This is a genomic window from Pseudoalteromonas shioyasakiensis, from assembly GCF_001550135.1.
Taxonomy (GTDB): domain Bacteria; phylum Pseudomonadota; class Gammaproteobacteria; order Enterobacterales; family Alteromonadaceae; genus Pseudoalteromonas; species Pseudoalteromonas shioyasakiensis.
The window spans coordinates 23,534-30,685 of the sequence record NZ_LRUE01000018.1 but is presented as its reverse complement, the minus strand read 5'-3'; the positions used below and the strand labels follow the sequence as shown (position 1 = coordinate 30,685).

Here is a 7,152-nt window from a genome sequence, read left to right as displayed (position 1 = left end):
CACACTACATAGGCTCTGCCTTGCCTAAATACCAAACACACTGCTGCAAAATTAATCACAAAAGGTCAACACGCCCTAGTTAGTTAAAAATATAAAAAATAGATAATTTCTGTGAATTTCTTAACTTTAGCGCTAAGTTAGACAATACTAAAACTATAACTAATCTAATAATGTCAGTCATTAGTCTGTCTTTGTTTAGGCGGGCTAACCCAAGAGGATGGCACACATATGTCAACAGAAAATGCATTACTGACCATATTGGTCGACAGAATAAATAATGACACTTTAGTGTTACCTACCTTACCCGAAGTTGCAGTGAAGGTAAGGCAAGCCGCGGATAACCCCGAGGTAAACTTGATGGATATGGCAGATGTCATCTCTCATGATCCGGCATTATCAGCACGAATGATCAAAGTCGCCAACAGTGCATTTATGGGGCGCTCAGTTAAAGTCACAAATCTACACCAAGCTGTAACACGAATTGGCCTGCGTCAAATTAAGAACATTGCAACTGCAATGGCAATGGAGCAGTTGTTTGTATCGCATAATGAGCTTATCAAAGGCTACATGGACAAGGCATGGCAGAAAACCCTCAAAGTAGCATGCCACTCAATTACCTTGATGGACTTCTTCTTACGCAGAAATAAGCATACATCATTGAATCGCGACACAATTACCTTAGCGGCATTGGTTTATAACATTGGCGTACTGCCCATTTTAACAGAAGCTGAAAAGCACCCCGAGGTGTTCGCAAACCCAAGTTTCCTTGCTCATGCCATTCAAAAGCTGGGTGGTAAAGTAGGTGGCGCAATTATGCGTGCTTGGGGCTTTACTGATGAGTTTGTAGAAGTAGCTGAAAGCTGGGCAAATCCAAACTATCGTCCAGAGCATATTTGCTATGTTGATTTTATTCGTATTGGCGCGATTTTAGAAGGCATCTTACAGGTGTCTGATAAGTCAGCGGCATTGCAAACTTACATGGACAAAGGCGTGATTGAATCACTAGATATGTTCAGTGACGATGAATATAACGATATGCTTAATGAAGTAAAAGCAATTTTTACTGAATAATAGCAACAAAAAGCGCGACTTAGTCGCGCTTTTAAATTAATTAACTCTCAGATTAATTTTATAAATCTTCTGCGTCGCCTAAGCCTTGAGTCAGCTCTTCTAGCAATTGCTTAATTTCTTCTGACGCTAAGATAAAGTCAGCATCAAGTTTTACTGCCATATCTTCTTTTGGAATGTCGGCGTTTTCTTCTTTTAATGTTTCTGAGTAGCTTAAACGCTTAATTGAACCATCGTTTTGAAGCATGAACTTAACGCGTTCTTGCCAATCAAGAGCCAGCTTAGTTACGCGCTTCCCATTTTCTAAGTGTGATTTTACTTCGTCACACGATAAATCATGGCCTTTTAATTTAACCTGAGCGCCACTGTCATCGGCTTCTTCAAGCTCTGCATCGTTACCGATAGAAAAGCCTTCAGGGGTACTGAAATTAGTTAACCAGTCAGTTAAAAATACATCTAAATCGTAATTCGCAAATGCAGGTACGACAGGTAACGTGCCAAGTGATTTACGTAATAGGGCTAAAAGCTCTTCTGCTTTATTAAAGCTTGCGCTGTTAACCACAACCCAGCCATTCTTTTGATCAATAAACGCAAACTGTAGGCTCGATTTTTTGAATGCTTGAGGTAGTAAAGTGTGCAGAATATTTTCTTTTAGTTCGTCTTTTTCTTTTTTCTTTACTGGGCGGTTTTCTTCCGCTTCGATTTGCTCTACTTTCTCTGCAACCAATTCGTTGATAACGGCAGCTGGCAGTACTTTTTCTTCACGTTTAGCACATACTAAAATGCTGTCTTGAGAGAAATGAGATAGGGTTTGACCATGCTTACCAAAGGCTTTTGTCCAACCAAATGTTGAAAGCTCTTGGCCTGTACATGAGCGGAACAAGTCTTGTTCTAGGGCTTTGTCGAAGTCTTCTTGAGAGTATGAAACGTCTTGTTTAAAACGGTAACAGATAAGGTTACTAAACCACATAATTAGGCTAATCCTTTCAATAAATTTGCCCAATCATAGCAATAAAAAACTGATGCCGAAATGAATCATTTCGGCATCAGCGTTAATTGCTTATGAGTTAAACATTGAAAGTGGCTTTGGCATATTTTTCGGAAAACTAATATGGTAGTGCAAGCCTTTACCGACTTCGCTTGATACCTCAATATCGCCACTCAGGGTTTGCTTAACAAGGTTAAAAGTAATATGTGTGCCCAAGCCACTGCCGCCTTGGTCGCGCTTGGTTGTAAAGAATGGGTCGAATAGCTTTTCTAACTGCTCTTTTGATACGCCATTACCATTGTCTTTAAAGTCGATAACGACTTCGTCATCTTCTTCTTTGATAACAATATCAATGATGCCACTTTCAATTCCTTCGAAACCATGAATGAGTGAGTTCATAATCAAGTTTGTGAAAATTTGACTAATCGCACCCGCAGGCAGGTTAAGTGTTAAATCATCAGGGCAATCTAAATTAATATGATGCGATGTTTTCTTTAGCTTTGGATGGAGTGAGCGGATCACTTCACCTAAATACTCTTTAAAGTTAATGGTACGTACCGCTTCACTGGCTTGGTCCACTGCAATTTGCTTAAAGCTTGCAACCAGCTCTGAAGCTCTATCTAGGTTACTAGTCAGTAGGCTAGTACTTTGCTTGGCGTCATTAATAAACTCTTCAAGCGCTTTTGGCGATAGGGTTTTTTCTTTATATGCCGCTTCAATTTGGTCCAAGCGTTCTTGTAAAAATGACGTTGCAGTAACACCAATCCCAATAGGAGTGTTTACATCATGAGTAATACCCGCCACTAAGCCACCTAAAGCAGCCATTTTTTCTGAGCCAACTAAGCGTTCTTGCGCCATATTTAGTTCATCAAGGTAGCGTTGTAACTCAGTTTGCTTGGTTATGAGCTCTTGTTCAGTTTGTTTACGTAAATCAATTTCTTCAGTTAGTGTCAGCTTTTGTTTTTCTAGCTCGTATTTTTGTTGCTGCAAGTCCATCATCGCTTGGCTTAAGTTTGAAGTTTTGCGAGCTACTTCTTGCTCTAACTGTAAGTTATGTTGGTCGAGCTTTTCGTTGCTTATCAAAAGCTCTTTTTGCGTATGTTCGAGCTCTTCACGGTAAAGTACCACCTTATCAATTAAGCGGTTGAAAGACTCTTCCATTACTTTTAATTCGTTGTGCTCAACAGTTTTGATCTCGATATGGCGGCCTTCTAGGTCGTTTAGTTCAAGATCTTCAATTTGTTCTGTGAATTGTGCCAATGGCTCGGTTAAGCGCTTTCTAAATGCAAGTAAGAAAAGAATGATCAAAAAGGTGGTTTTGATCATCGCATTACCAATTAAAAAGTAGATAGAAATCATGATGCGGCTAAAGACCACTTCACGACTTGAAAACAGGGTTACATCACCTACTTGGGTTGTTTTACCTGAAAATTCAAAAATGAGAGGGAATGTGTAACCGAATAAGCCTGATGGCGTATCTTCGATAATCGCTTCTTCTTGCACTAACTGTTGACTGTATAGCTCGTGAATATCTAACGAACGACCTAACTGAGAGAGTACCTCGCCGCTATCATCACGCACAATAATACCCTCGATCATAGGGATTGCCAGCAAGCCTTCAGCCGTGGTGATGGTTTGTTTATCGTTCAGTTCCCAAATAGCGCGGGTTAAACTACGGCTAAATGTTTTTTGCAAAGTCGTTAATTCGTCGCGAATGTAATCTTTGGTATTAACGTACTCAGCAATAACTTGTCCACAGGTCACTACAAAAGTAAGTAAAAAGTAGACTGAGAGTACATTTGTTAATAATTCTTTAGACAGGCTTTTTTGTAGCATGGAATATCCATAGCTCCTTGGTGACAATTGTAATACATTCAGCTAGTTCTAAAGTTAGCTAATAAATGGTTAAAAAGAAATAAATATATCCTTTTTTACTGGAACATTTATAAATTGTTAGTAAATTTTGAAAAAACTTGCCCTTACTGCGCTTGAAAAAGTGTGTTATAAATTTATTCCATCTTTAATTTAGCCTTTTTTGATGTTGTATTTGCTACAGCGAAGATTTTTATTTCATGAATAATCCTAATTTTTCAGTACTGGTCTGTGATGATTCAAATATTGCCCGTAAGCAGGTAGTACGCTGTTTAGGGGATTGCTTGGATGCAGATGTTCAACAAGCCACTAATGGCCGCGAAGCTCTTGCCTTATTGCGCGAGCAAAACTTTGATCTATTGTGCTTAGATTTAACCATGCCAGAATTGGATGGTGTTGCAGTGCTCGAAACAATCAAAGCAGAGAAAATAGAGTGTTTTGTTATAGTGATTTCGGCTGATATTCAGGCTGAAATGAAACAAAGAGTAGTAAAATTGGGTGCTATTGACTTCATTGATAAACCGATAGATCTTGTGCGACTAAAAGCAACTTTGCATAAATTTGGTATTCACTAATCTTTTATATAACACAAACGCATAATTTATCTTTTCTTTAAGGGTTGACAGGCTGGCTACATTTAAGGCAGTCTACAGGCTATGAAAACATTTAATCACGCAACGACCATTATTATTACAACCATCATCCTTACGGGATAGTGGCATAGGTCGGTGCAACAAAATTATAGGCCTGTGTTCACTAGAACACAGGCCTTTTTCGTTTATGGAATGAGGAAACATAAATAATGCGAGTATTAAAATTTGGTGGGTCGTCCTTGGCCGACTACGCATGTTTGCAACAGGTAGCTCAGTTAGTCAAAGAAGAATTACGCGATGAAATGTTGTTAGTGCTGTCAGCGCCGGGTGGCATGACAGATTCATTAGTAGCATTAGCAAGCACTGCAGAGCAGGGGCAAGATTTTAGTGAGTTATGGCAAGCTTTGGTTGCACGCTGTGAACAACTAAAAGCTGCTGTTGAAGCTGACTTTGGTCAGACAGCAAATTGGCCTGATCTGAGCGAGCTTAAGAATAAACTAGATGGTGTTGCACTTTTAAAGTGTTGCCCAGACCAAGTACGTGCTTATGCAATCAGTTTTGGTGAGCGCGTAAGTGTTGCCTTGATGGAGTGTATGCTTAAAGACAGTAATGCTCGTTATTTAGAAGCGACAGATTGTATAGCTTCAGTGGGTGGCTACATTGATGCTGAAGCTGACTTGGCCGCAAGTAAGTTACGTTTTCAAGCAGCATTAAAAGCAGCACCGAGCACAATTTATATCATGCCGGGTTTCACTGCTGCCAATGAGCAAGGTGAGCTAACAACACTTGGTCGTAATGGTTCAGATTACTCAGCAGCCATTGCAGCAGCATGCCTAGAAGCTGATGTATGCCAGATCTGGACTGATGTTGACGGTGTTTACAATGCTGACCCGCGTTATATCAAAAAAGCATCTAAGGTTGATTCGTTATCTTATAAAGAAGCAATGGAGCTTTCTTACTTTGGTGCGAAAGTATTGCACCCGAAAACGATTTTACCTTGTGCTAAAGCAGGCGTGCCGTGCGAGATTAAAAATACTCATAACCCACGTGCAGAAGGTTCAGTGATCAGTAACGACAGTGTATCGAATGATCCAGTTAAAGCGTTATCAAGTTTACAAAACCTCGCTATGTTAACGGTGTCTGGCCCAGGCATGAAAGGTAAAGTTGGCATGGCGTCAAAAGTATTTAATGCACTGGCGCACGACAATGTTTCAATTGTACTAATCACTCAATCTTCGTGTGAATTTAGCATCAGTTTCTGTGTGCATGAGAGTGACCTATCTCTTGCTTTAGAAGCATTACAAACTGCTTTCGAATTAGAATCACAAGCCGGTTTAATCGAACCAGTACAAGTACAGCGTAACCTTGCGATTGTTACTCTAGTTGGCGATAACATGCGTGCGCACAAAGGTTTAGCGGCTAAGTTCTTTGCTTCATTAGCTCAAGCGCAGGTTAACATTGTTGCTATTGCACAAGATTCGACTGAAAGCGCCATTTCAGCGGTTATCGACGGTGAACTGTGCAACGACGCAGTAAAAGTGTGCCATGAGAACTTCTTTACTCACATTCCTTCAATCGATGTGTTTTTGCTTGGCTGTGGCTTAGTGGGCCAAGAGCTTATTCAGCAGTTAGAGCGTCAACAAGCATGGCTTGAAAAACGTAACATCAAGCTGAACTTGTACGGTGTTGCTAACTCAAGACAGCTTTATCTAGATAGCGAAGGTATTGCTTTTGATGGCTGGCAAGACAAACTAGCCGAGTCAGAGCAGGCATTTGATTTAAATCTGGTTGAGCAATTTGTTAAACAAAACCATTTAATTAACCCTGTGATTGTAGATTGTAGCTCAGCCGATAAGCTAGCTGCGCAATATGTTGATTTCTTGAATGCCGGTTTCCATGTGGTTGCGGCAAACAAAAAAGCCAATACTAGCTCGTATGCTTACTACCAAGATTTAGTAGCAGCAACACAAAAGAATAACCGTAAGTTTTTATACGAAACAAACGTAGGTGCAGGCCTGCCGGTTCTTGATAACTTGAAATCATTATTTGGTGCCGGTGATGAGCTTATTAAGTTCAGCGGTATCTTATCGGGTTCATTATCGTATATGTTTGGTGCGCTACAAGATGGTTTATCTCTTAGCGAAGCAACATTAAAAGCAAAAGAAAGTGGATTTACAGAACCAGATCCGCGTGATGATTTATCAGGCACTGATGTTGCCCGAAAACTACTGATCATTGCTCGTGAGTCGGGTCTTGAGTTAGAACTTAGCGATATTGAAGTTGAATCAGTTTTACCAAAAGGGTTTGCAGAAGATGATTCTGTAGCAGATTTCATGGCAAAACTACCATCTCTTGATGCACAGTTTAACGACCGCATTCAAAGCGCTGCAAGTGAAGGTAAAGTACTTCGTTATGTGGGCACTATTGAAAACGGTCAATGTAAAGTAGGCATTGAAGCCGTAGATAGTAGCCATGCTCTTTACGATATCCGTGACGGTGAAAATGCATTGGCAATCTTAAGTCAATATTATCAACCTCGTCCGTTTGTGATTCGTGGTTATGGCGCAGGTGCTGAAGTAACGGCTGCAGGCGTATTTGCTGATATCTTAAAAACGTTAACACGTTAGGAGC

The 7,152-nt window shown here is 40.3% G+C and carries 5 protein-coding genes; 3 read left to right on the top strand and 2 right to left on the bottom strand.

Going from position 1 to position 7,152, the window contains the following annotated elements; genetic code table 11:
• Window positions 1–228 precede the first annotated feature (228 nt).
• The gene (locus PASHI_RS14005) at window positions 229–1,071 is read left to right on the top strand and encodes an HDOD domain-containing protein (protein ID WP_062566084.1); all 843 of its coding nucleotides are present in this window, start codon (window positions 229–231) and stop codon (window positions 1,069–1,071) included.
• Window positions 1,072–1,129: 58 nt separating this feature from the next.
• On the opposite strand, the gene rdgC is transcribed toward PASHI_RS14005, so the two are convergent.
• A complete protein-coding gene (gene rdgC / locus PASHI_RS14000) occupies window positions 1,130–2,038 on the bottom strand; it encodes a recombination-associated protein RdgC (RefSeq protein WP_054552583.1) in 909 nt (302 codons plus the stop codon).
• Window positions 2,039–2,128: 90 nt separating this feature from the next.
• On the bottom strand, window positions 2,129–3,892 hold the full coding sequence (locus tag PASHI_RS13995) for a sensor histidine kinase (RefSeq protein ID WP_054562670.1): 1,764 nt from the start codon (window positions 3,890–3,892) through the stop codon (window positions 2,129–2,131).
• 236 nt (window positions 3,893–4,128) lie between these two features.
• Between PASHI_RS13995 and PASHI_RS13990 the strand changes: the two genes are divergently transcribed.
• Together PASHI_RS13990 and thrA are read left to right on the top strand one after the other, a co-directional pair.
• A complete protein-coding gene (locus tag PASHI_RS13990; RefSeq protein ID WP_054562669.1) occupies window positions 4,129–4,503 on the top strand; it encodes a response regulator in 375 nt (124 codons plus the stop codon).
• A 227-nt stretch (window positions 4,504–4,730) separates the two neighbouring features.
• Window positions 4,731–7,148 carry a bifunctional aspartate kinase/homoserine dehydrogenase I gene (thrA, locus tag PASHI_RS13985; protein WP_062566083.1) on the top strand — a complete coding sequence of 806 codons (2,418 nt, stop codon included), beginning with the start codon at window positions 4,731–4,733 and terminating at the stop codon, window positions 7,146–7,148.
• The last annotated feature ends 4 nt before the right edge of the window (window positions 7,149–7,152 follow it).

Coding starts and splice junctions, on each gene's coding strand:
- PASHI_RS14005 (WP_062566084.1), top strand. CDS start 229: ATGTCAACAGAAAATGCATTACTGACCATATTGGTCGACAGAATAAAT.
- rdgC (WP_054552583.1), bottom strand. CDS start 2,038: ATGTGGTTTAGTAACCTTATCTGTTACCGTTTTAAACAAGACGTTTCA.
- thrA (WP_062566083.1), top strand. CDS start 4,731: ATGCGAGTATTAAAATTTGGTGGGTCGTCCTTGGCCGACTACGCATGT.
- PASHI_RS13995 (WP_054562670.1), bottom strand. CDS start 3,892: ATGCTACAAAAAAGCCTGTCTAAAGAATTATTAACAAATGTACTCTCA.
- PASHI_RS13990 (WP_054562669.1), top strand. CDS start 4,129: ATGAATAATCCTAATTTTTCAGTACTGGTCTGTGATGATTCAAATATT.